This window comes from Blautia intestinihominis, from assembly GCF_040096655.1.
GTDB lineage: Bacteria > Bacillota > Clostridia > Lachnospirales > Lachnospiraceae > Blautia_A > Blautia_A intestinihominis.
The window spans coordinates 40,792-62,830 of the sequence record NZ_JBBMEI010000014.1; the positions used below are offsets into that span (position 1 = coordinate 40,792).

Consider the following 22,039-nt stretch of genomic DNA (forward strand, 5'->3'; position numbering starts at 1 on the left):
AAGACCATAAAAATAATACAGCCAACATTATTTTTATAATTTTCTTTTTCATATGTTGATAGCCTGAAATGGTTATCAACTCTCCTTCCTTTTAAATTTAATAAATAATAAAAAGCATCCGACCAGCCACCGGATGCTTTTTATTTGCTTATTTATTTAATTTCGAAAATGTATCTGACAGTCTGGCAAACTGTTCCAGCGTCAGTGCTTCCCCTCTGATATTCAACGGAAGTCCACATTCTGTGATCGCAGCTTCTACCTCTTCCTTGGAATACGGCAGTTCCTGTGAATTCTTAAGACTGTTTGACAGAGTTTTTCTTCTCTGGTTAAAAGATGCACGAATCAGACGGAACATTAATTTCTCATCCAGCGTTGTTACCGGCGGATTCTGATGTCTCGTCAGGCGGATCACCGCACTTCCAACCTTCGGCCGCGGCATAAAGCAATTCGGCGGTACATTTGCAACGATCTTTGGTTCTGCATAATACTGTACAGCCAGTGAAAGTGCCCCGTAATCCTTGGAACCAGGACCTGTCTGCATTCTGTCTGCCACTTCTTTCTGTACCATTACCGTGATCGAATCTACTGGAACATGGCTTTCGAATAAGCCCATAATGATCGGTGTCGTAATGTAATATGGCAGATTTGCAACGACCTTGATCGGACGCCCCTGATTCTTCTCATCTGCGATCTTACGGATATCTGTCTTGAGGATATCTCCGTGAAGAACAGTTACATTGTCCCATTCCTTAAGTGTATCCTTAAGGATCGGAATCAGTGCATCGTCAATCTCAACTGCTGTTACTTCTCTTGCTGCCTCTGCAAGATACTGTGTCATCGTTCCGATTCCCGGTCCGATCTCCAGTACAAAATCATCTTTGGTGATCTCGGAAGCTTCGATGATACGCTCCAGAACATGGGTATCGATCAGAAAATTCTGACCAAACCTTTTCTGGAATACAAAACCGTACTTTTGAAGGACTTCAATGGTATATTTAGGATTTCCAAGATAAGGTCTGGCCATATTTTCTCCTCTCACTAATTAAAATCTTTCTCGTAAAGTACCAGGTATCCATCCTGATTTACTTTTTTCTTGGAGATCAGTTTACGAAGACCTCCTCTTGATTTGGCGATCGCACTGTCAATGATGTCCTTGACCGCACCGATATTCATCGGCTGATCTTCCTTCTGGCTTGTGCTGATCAGGTTATACAGCGACAGCATTGCCATCTGGTCGATGGTGTATCCGTTCTCTCTTGTGTAGATTTTCGCAAAATTAACAAGTTCATCGTTGGTAAATACCGGAATATTGATCATAGATGTAAACTTGGATGTAAATTTCGGGAATCTTGCGATCAGTTTACGCATTCCGATCTTTTCATCCTCAATGATCACGATCAGTCCGTCAGTCCGGAACTCCATTGCCTTATTCAACTGATTAACTGTTTCTTTTGCCAGCTGATTGGCGTTTTCGATAACCAGGAAACCGCCTGACATCTTACGAACAATCTCTGCTACATTCTTGCCATTGATCTGATCCGCAAATACATAGGCAACCTTGGATGCCTCCAGGTTCAGTTCCTTGCAGATCGCCGGGATCAGTCCTGAGATCAGTCTTGTCTTTCCTGTCTCACGGCCACCCATCACAATAATATTTCCTGTCTTTGAAGTCTTGTCAGAAGCACAGATCTGCGCATCATAAAGTGCATCCACGATCTGTTCCCTTAAGCCCGGAACTTTCGCAAAGTAGGTAAAGAGTTTCTCCTCATCTGCTGTCATCTTCTTTTCTCTCGGAATGATATCCCTGGCTTTGCGTTTCGGCTCAACAGTATAGAGAAGCTGCTCCATGTCGTCATCTTCCGGTTCCTGCTGTTTTGCTTTCCTGCCGGATTTTCTGAGAGTTGGTTTCTTTTCAGGAGTCTTGGCTGCTTTTACAGTATCCTCATACTGATCTGCAAGGAATTCTTCTTTCTCAAGATCACTGATATCCTCATCTTCGTAGCCGTCTTCCTCACCGAAATCTTCATCAGAGTCATCTTCCATCTTATAAGAATCCAGATCATCATAAATTTCTTCTTCCGGATCCTGCTTCTTGACAGGTCCGTTCAGGAATTCTTCTTCTGCACTGCGAAGATCCTCTTCAGACATATAATCCTCAGCATCCTCTTCTGCAGTATTTACTTCCTGAACCGGTTCTTCTTTCACTATCGGTTCATCCGGAATTTCAATTCCCTGTGCAGTTGCTGCTGCAAGAATCGTATCTTCCAGATTAAATTCAAAATCAGGTGTCTCCTCAGAATCTTCTGCTCCCGGAAGACAGATATCCGGTGCTTTCGGAATTTCTGTATGTAATGGATTTTCCATTCCAACATTCTTCATTGCTTCCGGGATCTCAAGTTCAGGAAGTTTTGTCTCCTCTTCCTCTGCCGAATCAACAAAGTCATCCTCTGTCTCCAGCGGTTTCACTTCTTCTTCTGGAATTTCAACCTCTTCGATTTCCGGTTCTTCTTCAGCTTCCGGAAGCTCCTCTGCTTCTTCAGCATCTGTTTCCTCAGATTCGATCACTACATCCGGAAGTTCTTCTTCACTGACTTCCTCAGTTACTTCTTCCGGTGTCTCTTCCTGTTCATCCTTGATCTCCTGATTTGTAACTTCTTCTATCTTCTCCTCGATCGTGCTGAAAATAGAAGTTCCAGGTGTTGCCGGAGGCGGGATCACTGCATCTTCCGGTTCAAGTTCCGGTGCATTTGTCGGTTCTGCTTCTGAAGAAATATCCTTGATCATTTCTTCCGGAACCTCCTCAGCAGGTGCTTCCTCCTCTTCCTTCATAAATTCCTCTTCGGATTCTTTTTTCTTTCCTGTAAAGATATCGCGGATTCCCTTGGAGATTTTTTCCTGAAGGCTTTCTGCTCCATTAACATCACGCTCATCAATATCTACGCTGTCGATCACAGGTGCATCATCATCTGCTGCCGGTGCTGCTTCTGCCCGTGGTTCTTTCGCTTCTCCATCCTGAACCTCTTCTTTATTCTCAGCGGAATCCTCCACTGTCTTGAGATTCGGAATAAACTGTTTATCGTATTTTTCTTTTTCTTTACCACTCAGCATTCCCATACGACTCTTAAGATCCAGGGCTTTCATGACATACTTACCATCACTGAACCAGAGAACCATTTCATCACAGAGATCCAGGCATTTCTTGGTATCTCCATTCTGATAATATAATTTAGCCAGCTCGTATGACCATCTCTCTGTGAATTCTTTCTCTTTGTAATCCTCGAGAATTCTGATCTGCTCTTCGAGCGGAGCCTGTTCTGCTTTGCGGATTTTATATTTTAATACATACTGTGTACTGTCATTAGGGGCAACTTCCAGGAATTCATCATAATATTCCATTGCCTCATCAATATCCTTCATCTTGAGGGATACTTCGATTAATCGATACAAAATATTTCTGCCAATAGGAGCTCTGTGATAAGCCAGAAGGAAAATCTCCCTGCTGTCGTCATACCGCTTGTTTGCTGCATAGATCTCACCAACAACACAAAGGGTATGAACATTCTTTACACGACGCCAGTCAATACTGTCTACAACTTCCATGGCATCCTTGTAGTTCTTCTTCTCTACAAGGCGGTTAATTTCTTCAAGTTTGATCCGAAATTCCTCTTTGTCCAATATATTCACCAACTTTCCAAGATTATGAACAGTGTAACATACACTAATATCCTTGTCAAAACTGTTTCTTACGTTTTCTGTTTATCCATAGAACTCTGTTTTAAACAGGCTCAAACACTTCTCCTTTGACAACTTTGAAAACTTTGTTCAGGTGAAACTGATGACTTACAAAATCATCCAGTCCAGTACAGGTGATCAGAGTCTGTATATCATGGATACAGTCAAGAAGATAGGTCTGACGGTTGCTGTCCAACTCTGAAAGTACATCATCCAGCAAAAGTACCGGCGTATCCTTGATCTTTTCTTTTACAAGATAAATTTCTGAAAGTTTCAAAGATAATGCTGCGGTCCTCTGCTGCCCCTGTGAGCCAAACTTTCGTATATCCACCCCGTTTACCATAAAACAAAGATCATCCCTGTGAGGTCCGGAGGAAGTCATCTTCATCCGGATATCTCTGTCTCTGTTCTTTTTGAGAGTTTCCTCAAAAAATTCAGCCTCCGTACTGGGCTCATAGAGTACTTCAATATGTTCCTCTCCCCCTGTCAGGTTGCTGTGGATTTCCTTTATGACTGTATTCAGATCTTTTACGAACTCTTTTCTTTTGCTGATGACTTTCTGCCCGTACTGGAGCATCTGCAGATCCCATATTTCAAGCGTATCCTTAAGTGCCGGATTATGATACATATCTTTGAGAAGTTTATTTCTCTGGTTCACGATATGATTATATCCAGCCAGATCTGTAAGATAGATCTGATCCAGCTGGCAGAGTTCAAGGTCCATAAACCTGCGTCTTTCCCCCGGACCATTCTTGATAATATTTAAATCTTCCGGTGAAAAAAAGACAAGATTCACGATTCCAAACAGTTCTCTTGCCTTTTTTATCGGAAGACCGTTAATTGCAACTCCCTTTGCCTTGTTTTTGCGAAGATGCATGTCGATCTTGTAGGAAAGTCCGTCTTTTTTGATCATCATGCGGATGTGGGATTCTTCCTCCCCAAACCGTATCAGTTCTTTATCCTTGCTGCCCTTGTGGGACTTTGTCGTTCCACAGATATAGACAGATTCCAGGATATTGGTTTTTCCCTGTGCATTATCTCCGTAAAAAATATTTGTACCTTTGTCAAAATCAAGCTGCAATTCACGGTAATTTCTAAAATTCTGAAGTTGTACAGATTCAATATACATAATTATTTTATAACTTTGATTTCCTGACCTTCAAAAGTGATCACATCACCAACGTATACTTTGCGTCCACGCCGCTGATCTACTTCACCATTTACTTTTACATTTCCATCCTGAATTTCATATTTTGCCTGAACACCGTCCTCTACAACTCCGGCGAGTTTCAAAGCCTGTCCAAGTTTGATAAATTCATCTCTGATCGTAATTTCCAAAATAATCCTCCTCCTTATCTGGCCTGATTCTGACTGATGTTAACTGGTAAGATCAGATAAGTATATGTTTCTTCGTCATCTCTGATGAAGCATGGTGCTTTTGGATTCATCAGATACATGTGGATCGTCTCATCATCAATAACTTTCAAAGCATCGATCAGGAATTTCGGGTTGAATCCGATAAGAATATCTTTACCCTCTTTTTCAATGTCGATCTCTTCATCCATAGATCCCATAGAAGAATCAATCTTCAGCTCCATCTTACCATCACTGATCTCAATTACGATCGGTTTCTTATCTCCTTCTCTTACAAGAAGTGTTGCACGGTCAATACAGTTCAGGAATTCTTTCTTGTTTACACTGATCTTTGTATCGTAATCACTGGAAAGCATCTGATCAATTCGGAAATATTCTCCCTCAATCAGTCTGGATACCACAATTGTCCGATCAAATTCAAATAAAATGTGGTTTTTTGTGAAATATATACTAACCTGATCGTCAATTTCTCCAGAGAGGATTTTGCTGATCTCGCTGAGTGTCTTTCCTGGAACGACAATCTTGCGATCTGAATAATTTCGCTTCAATGACATTTTTCTGATGGAAATACGGTGTCCATCCAGAGAAACAATCTTCAGACAATTATCTTTGATTTCGAACAATTCACCAGTCATCAAACGGTTGTTTTCATTGACTGCAATAGAAAAAATAGTCTGACGGATCATCTCTTTCAAAGTAAACTGAGAAAGGGTCAGTGCTTCGTCTTTTTCGATAGCAGGAAGGTATGCAAAATCTTCGCCTGCTTTGCCAGGAATTGTAAACTTGGCTTTTTCACAGGTGATCGTTGCTACATAGTTGTTGTCAGTTTTGATAGTTACATCACTGTCCGGAAGTCTTCTGATGATTTCATAAAAGATTTTGGCATCAAGTGCAACCATTCCTTTTTCTTCGATTTGTCCATCTACGATTGTTTCAATGCCCAGTTCCATATCATTTGTTGTAAATTTGATCTGGTTTGTGGTTGCATCCATAAGGATACATTCAAGGATTGGCATGGTTGTTTTAGAAGGAACAGCTTTCAAAGAAATATTTACGCTTTTTAATAGATTATTTTTGGGACAGATAATCTTCATGTGTATAACTCCCTTCGTGTTTGAAAATTGCTTTTATAAATATATAAATATATAGATATCCGCCGTAGCCGCCTTAGGGGATGGGGATTATGTGTAAAAGTCTTTCAAACCTTGAAAATAAAGGTTTTGAGGACTGTATAACTACGTGTAAAACTACCAGATAACTTTGAAAGTGGGTGTGGATAAGTCACTTAACCCTGTGGATTAATTTTTTTCTTCAAGGTAGCGATGGAGTTTCTGAGGTTATCATTTGTTGCTAATTCTTTTTCGATTTTCTCAATTCCGTGCATAATTGTAGTGTGATCACGGTTACCAAGATTTTTGCCGATCGTCTTGAGAGAAGTGTCAATGATCTCACGGCAGAGATACATGGCGATCTGTCTTGGCATGACGATCTTGGAACTACGCTTGTTTCCGCAGAGTTCCGCTACAGTTACATGATAGTGTTCTGCAACAACGGAAATAATATAATCCGGAGTGATAACTTTTTGCTCATTTGGGGAGATGATATCCTTGAGTGCCTGCTCGGCAAGTTCAAGGGTTACTTCCTTTTTCTCCAGTTTGGAACTTGCCATTACCTTATTAAAGGCACCTTCCAGCTCACGGATATTGGATTTGATGTTTGTTGCAATGTAATTAATGACTTCTTCGCTGATATTGTAGCCTTCGAGCTCTTCTTTTTTGTGGAGAATTGCCATTCGGGTCTCGTAATCAGGTAAGGTAATATCTGCGATCAGACCCCATTCGAATCTTGAACGGAAGCGTTCTTCCAGAATTTCCATATCTTTCGGTGGTTTATCTGAAGAAATGATGATCTGTTTCTTGGCACTGTGCAGACTGTTGAAAGTGTGGAAAAATTCCTCCTGTGTGGATTCCTTTCCTATAATAAACTGAATATCATCGACCAGAAGAACATCAATATTCCTGTATTTTTCACGGAATTTGGACATTGCGGAGTTATTTCCGTTTCGGATCGTTTCGATCAGTTCATTTGTGAATTCTTCACTGGTTACATACAAAACTTTGCTGTTTTCATCATGTTCAATAATATAATGAGCGATGGAATGCATCAGATGAGTCTTGCCAAGTCCTGCACCTCCGTAGATAAACAGCGGATTATAGGTATCTCCCGGGGATTCTGCAACAGCAAGGGCTGCGGCCTGAGCAAATTTGTTATTATTTCCGACAATGAAAGTATCAAAAATGTATTTCGGATTCAAATGTGCATCTTCACAGCGACGTTCGATATCTGACATTGCAGGTGCTGCATTATCATAAGAAGGAACATCTTTCTGAGGTGCTTCATCAGGAGATATGAATTTGACATCGCACTCACTTATTCCAGTCAGTTCGCAGATGGTAACCTGGAGAAGAAGTTTGTACTTTTTATTAAGAAGGTTTATCAGAACTACCTGTTCAGATGGGACTAAAATTGTGATGACATTGTCAGTCACATCGTAGACTTCGAGCGGTTTGAGCCATGTATTGAAGGCTACGTCGCTGATATTGTAGTCACGTTTGACTGTCTGAAGAATTTCATCCCATTTTTCTATAACTTTATCCATATTTCAAACTCCTGGTTCCTTTGAATGTGTGTAAATTATTCGTAACTGTTCAGTACTTTCACAGTTACAATTGGTCAATTGGACATAGATATCCTTTTATATATTATAATAAATCCAGTGGTTAATCAATCATTATTTGTGTAAAATTATCCCCTGAAAAAATGGTTTGTGTGGTTAAAATCGGGTGTTGTCCACAAGTTATCCACTTTATCCACATGTGCATAAGTTGGAAAGTGTGGATAAGCCCCTGTAAGTTTACATAACATCCGTACAGGCGGATAATTACCCCTGTGGAATGTGTATAACTTTGTCCACAGAGAGAATGCTGTAAAATAAAGGATTTTTTTAGGAATATGTGTAAAAATATGGGGGTATGTGAGGATAAAACAGCCGAAAAAGTTTAAGTTATCCACAAGTTATCCACAAAAAGTGGATAACTTTACGTAAACCAGATGTTTCCACAATTGAGTGTGGGTTATTTTGAAAGTGTCGGAAACACTTAATTTTATTGGATTTTTTGTGAATTTTTGCTTGACGAACGGGTGCAGAATGAATATAATTAAAACGATGTTCTATGATAATAGTATGAATAGGGATAATAGATAAAGGAGGTGCTTTACCTATGAAAATGACATTTCAGCCAAAGAAAAGATCTAGAGCGAAAGTTCATGGTTTCAGAGCTCGTATGAGCACAAAGGGCGGCCGTAAAGTATTAGCAGCCAGAAGATTAAAAGGAAGAAAGCAGTTATCAGCCTAAGATATAAGACCGCAGTTATGTGGTCTTTTCTTCTATAATAAAGAAAGGGGATTCGATGAAATATTCAGAGTCCTTAAAGAAAAACAAAGATTTTCAGCAGGTATACAGACATGGAACATCAAAAGCAAATCGGTATCTGGTGATGTACGTACTGGATAATCAGTACATGAAGAATCGTCTGGGAATATCAGTAAGTAAAAAAGTAGGGAATAGTGTGGTTCGCCACAGGCTCACCAGACTGGTAAGAGAGAGCTATCGTCTGAATGAAGAACTTTTCAGGAGAAATCTTGATATTGTTGTAATTGCCAGACCAGCAGCGAAGGGCAGGAGCTATCAGGAGATAGAGAGTGCTTTCATGCATCTGGCAGGGAAACATCAGATCATAGAAGAGGTTCATACTGATGAAGAAACTTCTTATTAAAATGATTCGTCTCTATCAGAAATATATATCACCGATGAAGAGAACTAAATGTCCTTATATTCCCACATGTTCTCAATATGGTTTGGAAGCAATCGAAAAATATGGTGCAATCAGGGGAGGATTACTGGCAATATGGAGAATATTACGTTGTAATCCTTTTTCTCATGGGGGATATGATCCCGTACCATAAAGGTAAATGGATCAATCATGAAGTTGTTCCATAAGATCATCCAGGAGGAACAAGTAAATTGGAAAGTATGATTTTGGCTACTAAAAGTGGTACCCCGATCATCGGCCAGGTCGCAATCGTGATGGGCTGGATCATGAACGGTATCTACAAAGTGCTGGATATGGTTGGAATTCAGAACCTTGGCCTTTGTATTATTATTTTCAGTATTCTGATCTATCTTTTTATGACTCCTCTGCAGATCAAACAGCAGAAATTCTCTAAGCTGAGTGCGATCATGCAGCCGGAGATCCAGAAAATCCAGAAGAAATATCAGGGTAAAAAAGATCAGGATTCAATGATGAAGATGCAGGAGGAAACCCAGGCGGTATATCAGAAATACGGTGTATCCCCTACAGGAAGCTGTGTTCAGCTCGCTATCCAGCTCCCAATCCTGTATGCTCTGTATCAGGTAATCCAGAATATCCCTGCTTATGTAAGCAGTGTATATAATGTGTTCAATGGTGTCTGCACACAGATCCTTGCAGTAGATGGATTTGCAGATATCGTCAATAACTTTATCACAGACAACAAGATGACACGAGTAAGACAGGTCACAGATAATGCAGATTCTATCGTAGATTTCCTGTATGCTCTGTCTCCATCCCAGTGGAAATCCTTACAGGATATCAGTCAGTTCTCCGGATTCTCAGATCAGATCAGCAAAACTGCTTCCGAGATCCAGAAGATGCAGACTTTTGGTGTGCTCAACATCGCAGACCAGCCGCTGAGCTATATCAAAACAGGATCCCTGATCCTGATCATTGCAGCTCTTGCAATTCCGGTTCTGTCATGGGCAACACAGATGCTCAACCTGAAGCTTATGCCACAGGCAGCAACACAGGGCGGTGGCGAGAATAATGCAATGGCAAGCTCCATGAAGACTATGAATACAGTAATGCCGCTTATGTCTGCATTTTTCTGTTTCACATTCCCGGTAGGTCTTGGTATTTACTGGATCGCAAGTGCCGTAGTAAGAAGTATCCAGCAGCTTCTCATCAACCGTCACCTGAACAAGATGAACATTGATGATCTCGTAAACGAGAATATGAAGAAGATGGAAGCCAAACGTGCAAAAGAAGGACTTCCGCCGCAGAAGATCACAAACCAGGCACATCAGAGCGTAAAGAATATCAACAAGATCGACAAAGGTATGAGCGGTTCTGATGAAGCAAACCGTGCGAAGAAAGTAGAAGAAGCTTACCAGAATGCTTCCCATGCAAAAGAAGGCAGCATTACCGCAAAAGCAAATATGGTCAAAGCTTTTGATGAGAAAAACAAGAAGAAATAGAGAGGGAAGGTCGGGGTTTTATCATGAATGAATATATGCAGTTTTCAGCAAAAACCAAAAATGAAGCAATCACAAAAGCATGTATTGAACTGGGCGTGACCAGTGATCAGCTTGACATTCAGGTAATCAGCGAAGGAAGTTCCGGATTTTTCGGAATTGGAAGTAAGCCTGCGATCATTAAAGCTCGCAAAGTAGAGGATCATTCAGAAGAAAAGGAACTCGAGGAAATCGTAGCTTCTGTCAAACTGGATGCATTCAAGGACGAGCCGAAACCGGAACAGAAGAAATCTTCACCGAAGCCGGCACCAAAGGCACCTGCCAGAACTTCTAATAAACAAGAAGTAAAGCCAGAGGCAGCGAGAGAAGAAAAACCTGCAAAACCGGTCAGAGAGAAACAGCCGAAAGAAAGAGTTTACAAAGAGAAACCAGTAAGGGAGCTGAAACCGGCCAAAGAAAAACCGGTAAGAGTATCCAAGCCGATCGAGATCATCACTGATCCGGCAGAGATCAAAGAGATCGAAGAGAGAGCATCTGTTTTCCTTCATGATGTATTTGCATCCATGGATCTCGGAGAAGTCCAGATCACATCCAAATATAACACAACAGATGGCTGTCTGGAAGTCGATTTTGAAGGCCAGGATATGGGAATCCTGATCGGTAAGAGAGGACAGACACTTGATTCTCTCCAGTACCTTACAAGCCTCGTTGTAAACAAAGGCAAATCCGACTATATCAGAGTAAAACTCGATACAGAGGATTACAGAAGACGCAGAAAAGAAACTCTCGAGAACCTGGCAAGGGGAATCGCCTACAAGGTCAAGAAAACAAGAAAATCTGTAGTTCTCGAGCCAATGAATCCTTACGAGAGAAGAATCATCCATTCTGCACTTCAGGGAAATAAATTCGTAGAGACAGTAAGTGAAGGTGAAGAACCATACCGTCACGTAGTTGTCAAATTAAAGAGATACTAAAGTGTTACTGCTCACAGGTAGTATCCCGCGAGGTGTTTTGCCATGAATATGGCAAAATCCCGAGACATACAGGGCAAAATCCCATCACCGTAGGTGATTTGGAATGGATTTTGACCAAGTTACTGTGAACGAAGTGAACAGTAACATTAAATCAGCAGTGAAAACAGTTCACAACTGAAATATAAAATGTTATTCTAGGTGAAAGCGTGAATAACACGTGATTGGCGTGTGCTTTCTTCTGGGATAACATTTTTTTTATAAGGAGGAATTATGGAAAAAACGATCGCTGCGATCTCAACTGCTATGAGTGCGTCCGGAATCGGGATCGTCCGTATCAGCGGAGATGAAGCAATGGATGTGATTTCCCGGATCTATCGTTCCAAAAACGGAAAGAAAAATATCAGGGAAGTACAGAGCCACACGATCCATTACGGTTTCATCTATGATGGAGAAGATGTGGTTGATGAAGTTCTGGTTATGATCATGAGAGGACCTCACACTTATACTGGTGAGGACACCGTAGAAATAGATTGTCATGGCGGAGTCTATGCCATGAAGAAGGTTCTGGAAACCGTGCTCAAAAACGGAGCCGTGATCGCAGAACCAGGAGAATTTACAAAGAGAGCTTTCTTAAACGGAAGGCTGGATCTGTCGCAGGCGGAGGCTGTCATGGATGTCATTCAGGCCAAAAACTCCATGGCACTCAAGAGCTCCGTAGAACAGCTCAAAGGCTCCGTACAGCGTGCCGTAAAAGAGATCCGGAGCAGACTGCTCTACCAGATCGCATATATAGAATCTGCCCTGGATGATCCGGAGCACTACGATCTCACCGGCTATCCACAGGAATTAAGAGTCATTGTGGATAAAGAGACCAAAGAGATCCAGGACCTGTTGAAAACTGCCGACGACGGAAGAATGATCCAGGAGGGGATCAAGACAGTTATCCTCGGTAAACCAAATGCCGGCAAATCTTCCCTCCTCAATTTCCTGGTAGGCGAAGACCGCGCGATCGTCACAGAGATCGAAGGCACAACGAGGGATATCCTGGAGGAATACATTTCTCTGAACGGAATTACACTTCGCGTGATCGATACCGCAGGAATCCGCGAAACCGAGGATGTAGTGGAAAAGATCGGAGTCGGCAAAGCCAAACAGATGGCAGAGGACGCAGACCTTATCCTGTATGTTGTAGATTCATCCAGACCACTTGACGAAAACGATGAAGAGATCATAGAATTACTTTCCGGAAGAAAAAGCATCGTGATCTACAACAAGACAGACCTTGAGCCGGTCGTAGATATGGAGAAAATAAAGCAGCGTACCGGAAGTCCGGTGATCCCTGTTTCTGTAGTGGAAGAAACAGGGATCCGTAAACTGGAAGATGAGATCAAGAACATGTTTTTCCAGGGAGAACTTTCTTTTAATGATGAAGTATACATCACAAATGCAAGACACAAAGCTGCACTGGAAGAAGCGAAAGAAAGCCTGGAACTTGTGAAGAACAGTATTGATATGGGAATGGCAGAAGATTTCTTTTCCATCGACCTTATGAATGCCTACGAAAGCCTCGGAAGGATCGTGGGAGAATCCGTAGGGGAGGATCTGGTCAATGAGATCTTCAGTAAATTCTGTACAGGAAAATAAACGCAATTTAGAAAAGAAGGGAAGATAAAAATGGAGGACAGAAGACTGGAGAAAAACTGTGATATCGTTGTAGTTGGAGCCGGTCATGCAGGATGTGAAGCAGCTCTTGCCTGTGCAAGACTGGGACTTGATACCGTAATGTTTACAGTCAGTGTGGACAGTATCGCACTGATGCCGTGTAACCCGAACGTAGGAGGCAGCTCCAAGGGACATCTGGTAAGAGAGCTGGATGCACTCGGCGGGGAAATGGGCAAAAATATTGACAAGACTTTTATTCAGTCCAAAATGCTGAACCAGTCCAAGGGACCTGCAGTTCACTCACTCAGAGCGCAGGCAGACAAACAGGCATACAGCACAGAGATGCGTAAGACTCTGGAAAACCAGTCAAACCTTACGATCAAACAGGGAGAAGTAACCAAACTTCTTGTAGAAGATGGAAAGATCACAGGTGTAAAATTATATTCAGGTGCAGTTTATCACTGCCAGGCGGTCGTACTCTGCACAGGAACTTACCTCAAGGCACGCTGTATTTATGGTGATGTCAGCAACTATACAGGTCCGAACGGACTGCAGGCGGCAAACTATCTGACGGATTCACTCAAGGAACTTGGAATCGAAATGTTCCGTTTCAAGACAGGAACACCGGCACGAATCGCAGGAAATACCATCGACTATTCCAAGATGGAAGAACAGTTTGGTGATAAGAGAGTTGTACCGTTCTCTTTTTTCACAGACCCGGAAAGCGTGCAGATCGAGCAAAAATCCTGCTGGCTTACCTACACAAACGAAAAAACACACGAGATCATTCGTGCAAACCTTGACCGTTCCCCTCTGTATTCCGGAATGATCGAGGGAACAGGACCGAGATACTGCCCGTCCATCGAGGACAAAGTAGTAAGATTTGCTGATAAGAAACGCCATCAGGTATTTATCGAGCCAGAAGGACTTTATACAAACGAGATGTATGTCGGTGGAATGTCAAGCTCCCTTCCTGAAGATGTTCAGGATGAGATGTACCACTCCGTACCGGGACTGGAGCATGCAAAGATCGTAAAGAACGCCTATGCGATCGAGTATGACTGCATCAATCCGCGGCAGCTTTATCCGACACTGGAATTCAAGAAGATCAAGGGACTTTTCAGCGGCGGACAGTTCAACGGAAGCTCAGGATATGAAGAAGCAGCTGCACAGGGACTGATCGCCGGAATCAATGCGGCTATGGAAGTTAAGGGACAGGAACAGCTGATCCTTGACCGTTCCGAGGCATATATCGGCGTTCTGATCGATGACCTTGTTACGAAAGAAAACCACGAACCATATCGTATGATGACAAGCCGTGCAGAATACCGTCTGCTTCTCAGACAGGATAATGCAGATTTACGTCTCCGCAAGAAAGGTTATCAGGTCGGTCTGATCGACGAGGAGACTTATCAGAAACTTCTTGAAAAAGAAGCAGCGATCGCAAGAGAAATTGAGCGAACAGAACATGCGACGATCGGAGGAAATCCGGAAGTGCAGAAGCTCCTTGAAGAAAAAGGAAGCACTCTTCTGAAATCCGGAACAACCATCGCAGAACTGATTCGCAGACCGGAACTCACTTATGAAGACCTTGCGCCGATCGACAAAGAACGTCCGGAACTTCCATGGGACGTAAAAGAACAGGTTGAGATCAATCTGAAATACGAAGGCTACATCAAGCGTCAGATGAAACAGGTAGAACAGTTCAAGAAACTGGAAGCAAAGAAGATCCCGGAGGACTTGGATTATGAAAAAGTCGGAAGCCTCCGTATTGAAGCAAGACAGAAACTGGAAGAATACCGCCCGGTATCTATCGGACAGGCGTCCAGAATTTCCGGCGTATCTCCGGCAGATATCTCTGTGCTTCTTGTATATCTGGAACAGTACAGACGAAATGCATAAAGAAGGAGCAGATCAATGGCATATGATTTAACAATACTGGAAGAAGGCTGCCAGGAACTTGGCATCACTCTCGATGAAGTCCAGAAAAAGCAGTTTACAGATTTTTACGAATATCTTGTAGAAAAAAATAAAGTCATGAACCTGACCGGTATCACAGAATTTCAGGAAGTGCTGGTAAAGCACTTCCTGGACAGCCTTGCCTGCGTAAAAGCAGTGGATATGAGCAAGGTAAACAGGATCATGGATATCGGAACAGGTGCAGGTTTTCCGGGCGTTCCGCTCAAGATCGCGTTCCCGCATCTGGAAGCCTGCCTTCTGGATTCTCTCAAAAAAAGAGTGAACTTCCTTGAGGAGACTTTCCAGCTTCTGAAACTGGAGAATATCACTGCGATCCACGGCAGAGCCGAAGAATTTGCCAAAAACAAAGCATACCGCGAAACTTATGATCTCTGTGTTTCCCGTGCGGTATCCAATCTGGCAACTTTATCAGAATACTGTCTTCCATATGTGAAGACAGGTGGATTTTTTATTTCCTATAAATCAGGTACTGTACAGGAAGAAGTAGAGCAGGCACAGAAAGCAGTCAAGATCCTCGGCGGCAGGATCCAGGATGTTGTCTATTTCCAGCTTCCGGATTCAGAGATCCAGCGCTCCCTCGTTGTGATCGAGAAGGTCAAAGCGACCCCGGGACGTTATCCACGCAAAGCGGGTACTCCGCTTAAAGAACCTTTGTCATAAATTATCCTGAATTTCTCAAATTCCTTTTCACAGAATCCTCACAGATTTATCCAATTTTTATCACAACTTTCTCATAGAATATTTCAAGGAGCGGATGTAAGATCCGCTCTGTAATAAAAGATGTTTCCGGGTACCCCCCCTATCTCTGTTTCGCCCGGAAGCATCTTCTGTTTGTAAAGAAAAGGAGGAGAATTTTGTGATTGAAGTAAACAATTTGGTCAAACGTTATGGCGACCATACAGCAGTTGACCACCTTTCTTTTAAGATAGAGAAGGGAAAAATCTACGGCTTTCTCGGGCCGAACGGAGCTGGTAAATCAACGACTATGAACATGATTACCGGTTATATAGCATCTACGGAAGGAACGGTAACCATTGACGGTCATGACATACTGGAAGAACCGGAACAGGCAAAGAAATGTATCGGTTATCTGCCGGAAATTCCGCCTCTTTATTTCGATATGACAGTGCTCGAATATATGAATTTCGCCGCTGATCTCAAAAAAATCCCAAAAAACGAAAAGAAATCCATGGTTGAAGAAGTCATGGAGATGGTCAAGATCTCAGATATGCGTAACCGCCTGATCAAAAATCTGTCCAAAGGTTACAGACAGAGAGTTGGACTTGCACAGGCGATCCTAGGATATCCGGAAGTTATCATCCTGGATGAGCCGACAGTAGGACTTGACCCGAAGCAGATCATAGAGATCCGCGATCTGATCAAGAGCCTTAAAAAGAAACATACCGTTATCCTGAGTTCTCATATTCTTTCTGAGGTAAGTGCAGTATGTGATTATGTATTGATCATTTCTCATGGCAAACTGGTTGCCAGCGATACGCCGGATAACCTGGGGAAACTCGCGCAGGGTTCCAACAATCTGTCACTTCTTGTCAAAGGAGATAAGGACAAGATCCGTATTCTGCTTGGAGAGATCGAGGGGATCAAGGAGATCGCGATCAACGCAGCCAAGGATCAGGAAGGCTGGGAAGTGAAACTTTCCACAGAAGAAAGTACAGATATCCGTGAGGAAGTTTTCTTTAAGATGGCAGAACATCATTATCCGATCCTTGAAATGCAGTCCAAGAAAGTATCCCTCGAAGAGATCTTCCTGGAGCTGACCGAAGATGACAAGAAGAAAAAACCTGAGGAACCGGAGAGGGAGGGAGAAACGAAATGACAGCAGTATATAAGAGAGAGCTGAGAAGTTATCTCACATCTATGGTAGGATATTTGTTTATTTTCTTTATCCTGCTTCTTACAGGTATTTATTTTTCGGCCTATCAGCTGGCAGCAGCTTATCCGAAATTTGAATATACGTTAAGTGCGCTGACCTTTGTATTTCTGATCAGCGTTCCAATTCTGACCATGAGAGTTCTTGCAGAAGAACGGAAACAGAAGACAGACCAGCTGCTTCTGACAGCGCCGGTTTCTGTCGGCCAGATCGTTCTTGGTAAATATCTTGCACTGGTAACGATCTTTGCGATTCCGATGGTCATCATGTGCTTTTACCCACTTCTGATGTCAAAATTCGGAACAGTTTCTTTTGCAGGAGCCTATACAGGTATTCTGGGATTTTTTCTGCTTGGCTGTGCAAACCTTGCAATTGGTGTATTTGTATCTTCCCTGACTGAGAGTCAGGTTATTGCAGCAGTTCTTACCTTTGTATTTCTATTTGCATTTTATATGATGAACGGAATTTCCTCATTCTTTTCAGAGGGAGCTCTGTCTACCTGCATTACATTTGGACTTCTGATCCTTGCGGCAGCTCTGATCATTTATACGATGATCAAGAATCTGCTGATCTCGGCAGCAGTATGTGTGATCGGAGAGATCATTCTTGCGATTATATATGTGGTAAATTCTTCTTTCTTCTCAGGCGGGATCCAGAAGGTTCTGAATATCGTTAACCTGAGCAGCCATTTTGATAACTTTGCCAATTCGATCTTTGACATCAAGGGAATCCTGTATTTCGTGTCAGTGATCGCAGTTTGTCTTTTCCTGACCGTACAGTCTATTGCGAAGAGACGTTGGAATTAAGGAGGCGAGAAAGATGAAACTGAAGGAAAAGTTTAACAAAAAAGACGGGCAGAACAAGAAAGAAAAGAAGCCGTTAAAGCAGAGGATTAAAGAATCCATGAATGGAAAATATCTGAAAAACGGTTCCTATAGTGTTGTGATCAGTGCGATTTTTATTGTGATCGTAATTGTGATCAATATGATCGTCGGATCTCTGCCATCCAAATATACAGAGTTTGATGTAAGCTCACAGAAGCTTTATAGTATCGGCGATGAGACGAAAGCTTATCTCAAGAAGCTGGACAAGGATATCACGATCTATCAGGTTGTCCAGAGTGGTTCTGAGGATGAGACATTAAAGAGACTTCTGGAAAAATATGCGGAAGAATCTTCGCATATTAAAGTTGAGACAAAAGACCCTGTTGTAAATCCGAAATTTACTTCTCAGTATACAAGTGATGATGTTTCTGCAAACAGCCTGATCGTTGTATGCGGTGACAGAAGCAAAGTCGTATCTTACGATACGATCTACCAGTCCTCCATGGACTATAACACTTACAGTTATACAACAACAGGATTCGACGGCGAAGGACAGATCGACAGCGCGATCTCTTATGTAACATCCGAAAATCTTCCGATCCTGTACACACTCGACGGACATGGAGAGAAGGAACTCGATTCTACCTTAAAAGAAGATATCGAGAAAGCGAATATCGATATCCAGTCCCTGAATCTTCTGACAGAAGAGAGCGTGCCGGATGATGCAGCCTGCCTGCTGATCAACGCACCGACAAGTGATATTTCCGAGACAGAAAAAGATGCGATCATCGAGTATCTGGAAAACGGCGGCAAGGCTATGATCTTCTCTGATTATACGGAAGAATCCATGACAAACTTTGACGCTGTACTTGCAAATTACGGCGTAGAGAGAACAGAGGGAATCGTGATTGAGGGAGATTCCCAGCATTACGCACAGATGCCATATTATCTGGTTCCGACAGTTAACAGCACAGATGCGATCACAGATTTTGCTTCCAAGGGATATTATGTGCTGATGCCTACAGCACAGGGTATCCAGAAAACAGATGATGTGAGAGATACGGTAACGATAGAGAGTCTTCTTACTACATCAGACAGTGCATATTCCAAGGTGGATGTAAACAGTGGAAGCATTGAGGAAACAGATGACGATATCAAGGGACCATTTGACCTAGGTGTAAGCATCACAGAATCTCTGGATGATGACAAAGAAACACAGATCGTTTATTATGCTTCCTCCAATCTGATGGACAGCCAGATCAATCAGATGGTATCCGGTGGAAATGAGCAGATGATCATGGAATCCTTAAGCTGGATGTGCAGCTCCGATGAAACTTCTACGATTTCTGTTTCGGCAAAAGACCTCCAGGTTTCTTACCTGACTCTGACTGCCTATGATGCAAGTTTCTGGAAGATCATTATCATGGGTCTGATTCCGGTTGCATTTCTGGTGATCGGCTTCGGCGTATGGCTGAAAAGGAGAAAAGCATAATGAAAAAAAAGACAATAAAACTTGTCTCTGCTGTAGTTGCACTTGGCGTGGTGTCCGGAGCTTATGTGGGCGTAAATTCTTATGTTTCTTCTCAGGAAAAGAAAGAATCTGAGGAAGAGGACACAAGTGTTGAACTGACCAGCCTGTCTACAGATGATATTACTTCGGTTGCATTCACAGCAGGACAGGACAATGTAGAATTTGACAAAAAAGACGACGCCTGGTCGGAAAAAAGCGATGCGGATTTCCCGGTGGATCAGGATACTGTAAATACTGCAGTGGGAGGGATCGCATCCCTCTCTGCTGCACAGGAAATCTCTGATGTGGAGGATTTAAGTGAATATGATCTGGATTCTCCACAGAATGAGATCAAACTTACGACAGATGACGGAGATACAGTACTTCAGATCGGCATGGAGAATGAATCCACCAGCCAGTATTATGTGAAGAAAAGCGATGATGACAAGAATGTATATCTGGTAGACAGCTCCGCAGTGGAGCCATTCATGGGAACTCTGTATGACTTTGCAGAGAGCGGAACGTTCCCATCGGTAACTTCCTCAACGATCACAGAGGTTAAAGTTGATAAAGAAGATGGCTATGAACTGACCCAGGATTCTGACAATCTCTTCTGGAATGTGTCAGATGGAAAGACATCCGAAAAAGCAGATACCGATAAGACCGGAACGGTGACATCAGCAATCGGTTCACTGGCATATGACAGCTTTGTGGATTACAACTGTACAGACGATTCCAAATATGGATTTGATGATCCGTATGCAGTGATCACTGCGAAATATACGGAGGAAGAAGCGGTAGAGGGGGATGATTCTGAGGAAGCGGAAGATGCAGATTCCGAGACTACAGCAGATGAAGATTCTGATACAACATCAGGAGATGCGGATTCAGAGAATACCGATACTACAGATGCCGATGAGACATCAGAGGACACAGATACAGAAGATTCTGATGCGGACTCTGAGGATACAGAAACAAAAACAGTGGAGAAAGAGATTACCATCTATGTCGGTGATGAAACAGGAGATGACCGCTATGTGAAAGTAGATGACAGCAAAGAAGTCTACACGATTACGAAAGACTCTCTGACAGATATCCTGGACAGCAAGGCTTCTGATTTCTACAGTCTTTCTGTAAATTACCTCTCTGTCAACAGTCTGGATTCCCTGGAAGTAAAATCATCAGATGGTGATCATACAGTAACTGTGACGAGAGAAACATCCAAAGACAGCGATGATGAGGATGCAGAAGAAACAACAACGGTTTCCTACAAGCTTGATGATGCAGATCTGGATGATACGACCTTTACAACGTTCTACAACAAACTTATCAATATGACTGCACAGCAGCGCCTTACTGAAAAATACACCCCGGAAGGTGATCCGGCATATACTTTCGTATTCAAAGATACCGATGGCAATGAGACAACCGCAGAGTATTATGAGTACGATACAAACTTCTATGCAGCAGTTGTCGGAGACAAAGTCTATTTGGTCAACAAGATGAATATCCGCGATATGGATGAAGCATATCAGGATGTGATAAATGCAGATACAAAAGACACAGATTCCGAAACTACGGATTCTGAAGAAACTTCAGAGGATGCAGAAGTTACGGCAACACCAGCACAGGCCGAATAAAAAAAGACCGCCCGGACTGATATGAAAATGATCAGCCCGGGCGGTCTTTTTACAGATATTTAAAAATGGACATTGCTGAAGGACCAGTTGCTGAACGGTCCGAATACTTTCTTTTTACCGACGATCTTGTATGCCCGGATTCTCATTCCGATTTTATCTAAGCTGGAGAAGCTTTCACCGAATTTAGTTTGTCTTGTGAATTTGGAATAAGTATGAGAACTTCCGAATTCCCTTCCCCAGATCTGAATCTGATATCCATAGGCTCCTTTTACTTTCTTCCAGGTTGTTCCGTAAGTTACGCCATTTGCACCATTGGCACTAAGGTTTTTCCAGAAACGGACACCAGTCTGAACCGGAGTTCCAAGCCCATTATTGTTGACGGCTTTTCGAACTCCCTGAAGCCGGTTGCTGGCACTGCTGTAAACCCGTTTTTTTCCATACTGGCGGAAGGCTCTTACGAGGTAAGTATATCTGCTTCCTGTTTTGGTCTTGCGGTCAATGTAGGAGACGGTTTTGTTTCCCTTTACCCCACCGATACATTTGTTATTCCGGTAGATCACATATCCGGAAGCGTTTGAGACTTTGCTCCAGGTGAGCTGTATGCCGTTGCTGGCAGACTTTGCACTCTTTAATCTGGGGGCGGATACTCTGACCGCCGCCTGTGAAGCAACCGGAAGTCCGATGACCATCATACAGACTGCAATAAGAACTGCGAATAGTTTTTTGAAATTTTTCATTTTCATGGGCGTTCCTCCTTGGTTTTTGATAAGTTTATTGTAGCGTGTCTGCGGGGAGGATACAATAGAAAAAGAATAAAAATTTCTCACCTTGTATTAGCATGAGGGGAGTAATACATTGAGACAGGATGGGTAGGATATTAAGAAATGTGGTCAGTGGCAGATAAGTAGGTGGAAGTAGTAGGCTGTATATTTTAAAAGAATATGAAGGAAGAGAAAATTGGCTTTATTGCTGTTATTCGAGAATTAATATTGATGTAGGAAAACAGGATTGATATAATATTGAGTAAATTAACTTGTTGTGCTAGATAAAATAAAATATAAAGAAACTTCAACAAAATGTGCTATCTTATTTGTAGGACAT

At 42.4% G+C, this 22,039-nt stretch carries 19 protein-coding genes; 12 read left to right on the top strand and 7 right to left on the bottom strand.

The window, feature by feature from the left end:
• Positions 1-148: 148 nt before the first annotated feature.
• From rsmA to dnaA, 6 genes are all read right to left on the bottom strand, one after another.
• On the bottom strand, positions 149-1,024 hold the full coding sequence (gene rsmA, locus WMO75_RS06285; protein WP_022213316.1) for a 16S rRNA (adenine(1518)-N(6)/adenine(1519)-N(6))-dimethyltransferase RsmA: 876 nt from the start codon (positions 1,022-1,024) through the stop codon (positions 149-151).
• A 14-nt stretch (positions 1,025-1,038) separates the two neighbouring features.
• The gene (locus WMO75_RS06290; protein WP_349077780.1) at positions 1,039-3,684 is read right to left on the bottom strand and encodes a hypothetical protein; all 2,646 of its coding nucleotides are present in this window, start codon (positions 3,682-3,684) and stop codon (positions 1,039-1,041) included.
• A gap of 91 nt (positions 3,685-3,775) precedes the next feature.
• A complete protein-coding gene (gene recF / locus WMO75_RS06295) occupies positions 3,776-4,861 on the bottom strand; it encodes a DNA replication/repair protein RecF (RefSeq protein WP_022213780.1) in 1,086 nt (361 codons plus the stop codon).
• Between the two features lie 2 nt (positions 4,862-4,863).
• A complete protein-coding gene (locus WMO75_RS06300; protein WP_118698517.1) occupies positions 4,864-5,073 on the bottom strand; it encodes an RNA-binding S4 domain-containing protein in 210 nt (69 codons plus the stop codon).
• An 11-nt stretch (positions 5,074-5,084) separates the two neighbouring features.
• Positions 5,085-6,200: a DNA polymerase III subunit beta gene (gene dnaN / locus WMO75_RS06305; RefSeq protein WP_349077783.1), complete on the bottom strand. Its 1,116-nt coding sequence runs from the start codon at positions 6,198-6,200 to the stop codon at positions 5,085-5,087.
• A gap of 191 nt (positions 6,201-6,391) precedes the next feature.
• Entirely contained in the window at positions 6,392-7,765 is a 1,374-nt protein-coding gene (gene dnaA, locus WMO75_RS06310; RefSeq protein WP_173906940.1) for a chromosomal replication initiator protein DnaA, read from the bottom strand.
• Positions 7,766-8,387: 622 nt separating this feature from the next.
• On the opposite strand from dnaA, the gene rpmH reads away from it, so the two are divergent.
• From rpmH to WMO75_RS06370, 12 genes are all read left to right on the top strand, one after another.
• Positions 8,388-8,522, top strand: a complete 135-nt coding sequence (gene rpmH / locus WMO75_RS06315) for a 50S ribosomal protein L34 (RefSeq protein WP_005423866.1) — start codon at positions 8,388-8,390, stop codon at positions 8,520-8,522.
• A 55-nt stretch (positions 8,523-8,577) separates the two neighbouring features.
• Positions 8,578-8,943, top strand: coding sequence for a ribonuclease P protein component (gene rnpA / locus WMO75_RS06320; protein WP_118252503.1), 366 nt, complete (start codon positions 8,578-8,580; stop codon positions 8,941-8,943).
• A complete protein-coding gene (yidD, locus tag WMO75_RS06325; protein WP_118252502.1) occupies positions 8,924-9,133 on the top strand; it encodes a membrane protein insertion efficiency factor YidD in 210 nt (69 codons plus the stop codon). The genes rnpA and yidD overlap by 20 nt, the downstream gene beginning before the upstream one ends.
• Before the next feature lie 67 nt (positions 9,134-9,200).
• Entirely contained in the window at positions 9,201-10,460 is a 1,260-nt protein-coding gene (locus WMO75_RS06330) for a YidC/Oxa1 family membrane protein insertase (protein WP_199704977.1), read from the top strand.
• Between the two features lie 23 nt (positions 10,461-10,483).
• The gene (jag, locus tag WMO75_RS06335) at positions 10,484-11,431 is read left to right on the top strand and encodes an RNA-binding cell elongation regulator Jag/EloR (RefSeq protein WP_118698519.1); all 948 of its coding nucleotides are present in this window, start codon (positions 10,484-10,486) and stop codon (positions 11,429-11,431) included.
• A gap of 270 nt (positions 11,432-11,701) precedes the next feature.
• Positions 11,702-13,075 carry a tRNA uridine-5-carboxymethylaminomethyl(34) synthesis GTPase MnmE gene (gene mnmE, locus WMO75_RS06340; RefSeq protein ID WP_022213275.1) on the top strand — a complete coding sequence of 458 codons (1,374 nt, stop codon included), beginning with the start codon at positions 11,702-11,704 and terminating at the stop codon, positions 13,073-13,075.
• 30 nt (positions 13,076-13,105) lie between these two features.
• Entirely contained in the window at positions 13,106-14,995 is a 1,890-nt protein-coding gene (gene mnmG / locus WMO75_RS06345; protein ID WP_118698520.1) for a tRNA uridine-5-carboxymethylaminomethyl(34) synthesis enzyme MnmG, read from the top strand.
• Positions 14,996-15,010: 15 nt separating this feature from the next.
• A complete protein-coding gene (rsmG, locus tag WMO75_RS06350) occupies positions 15,011-15,733 on the top strand; it encodes a 16S rRNA (guanine(527)-N(7))-methyltransferase RsmG (protein ID WP_118698521.1) in 723 nt (240 codons plus the stop codon).
• Between the two features lie 196 nt (positions 15,734-15,929).
• Positions 15,930-16,910: an ABC transporter ATP-binding protein gene (locus WMO75_RS06355; protein ID WP_349077787.1), complete on the top strand. Its 981-nt coding sequence runs from the start codon at positions 15,930-15,932 to the stop codon at positions 16,908-16,910.
• Complete coding sequence (locus WMO75_RS06360; RefSeq protein WP_118698523.1) at positions 16,907-17,770, top strand: ABC transporter permease; 864 nt, start codon at positions 16,907-16,909, stop codon at positions 17,768-17,770. The genes WMO75_RS06355 and WMO75_RS06360 overlap by 4 nt, the downstream gene beginning before the upstream one ends.
• 13 nt (positions 17,771-17,783) lie before the next feature.
• Complete coding sequence (locus WMO75_RS06365) at positions 17,784-19,280, top strand: GldG family protein (protein ID WP_118698524.1); 1,497 nt, start codon at positions 17,784-17,786, stop codon at positions 19,278-19,280.
• Positions 19,280-20,938: a DUF4340 domain-containing protein gene (locus tag WMO75_RS06370; RefSeq protein ID WP_349077789.1), complete on the top strand. Its 1,659-nt coding sequence runs from the start codon at positions 19,280-19,282 to the stop codon at positions 20,936-20,938. Before WMO75_RS06365 ends, WMO75_RS06370 begins: the two co-directional genes overlap by 1 nt.
• Before the next feature lie 59 nt (positions 20,939-20,997).
• Here WMO75_RS06370 and WMO75_RS06375 read toward each other — a convergent pair whose 3' ends face one another.
• On the bottom strand, positions 20,998-21,681 hold the full coding sequence (locus WMO75_RS06375) for a fibronectin type III domain-containing protein (RefSeq protein ID WP_349077791.1): 684 nt from the start codon (positions 21,679-21,681) through the stop codon (positions 20,998-21,000).
• Between the last annotated feature and the right edge of the window lie 358 nt (positions 21,682-22,039).